This window comes from Alkalihalophilus lindianensis (assembly GCF_032843265.1).
Classification (GTDB): domain Bacteria; phylum Bacillota; class Bacilli; order Bacillales; family Bacillaceae_D; genus Alkalihalophilus; species Alkalihalophilus lindianensis.
Genome location: NZ_JAWJBA010000124.1, coordinates 1 through 333 on the forward strand (window position 1 = coordinate 1; position 333 = coordinate 333).

Here is a 333-nt window from a genome sequence, read left to right on the forward strand (position 1 = left end):
CCGCAGGGAGAATGACGCCTTGCGGTATTTTTATGCCTAAAATCAGACTGCCGCAAGGAGTGACTTCTTGCGGCCTTTTTATGTCCTTTTTCCACTCTTCTTATATGCAAATTGGATAGGAAATGCATAAGTTGAAAATTGTGGAGTGAGGGAGGTGAGTTTTATGACCCTGAATATTTTATTTTTGACGATAACCATTAGGAAACGTAGAATTTCTAGTGAGGAAGCTGCACATCAGGAAATGGTTGATATGCTTTATGAACAACATAAAGAGCGTCAAATATCGATGTACCGTTTCATGTAATGCAAAATAAAAAAATGAAAAAGGAAAGG

General features: G+C 37.8%; 1 protein-coding gene. It reads left to right on the top strand.

What is annotated here, in order from left to right; translation table 11 throughout:
• The first annotated feature begins 163 nt into the window (after positions 1-163).
• Positions 164-304 carry a YrzI family small protein gene (locus tag RYX56_RS21600; protein WP_199417998.1) on the top strand — a complete coding sequence of 47 codons (141 nt, stop codon included), beginning with the start codon at positions 164-166 and terminating at the stop codon, positions 302-304.
• The last annotated feature ends 29 nt before the right edge of the window (positions 305-333 follow it).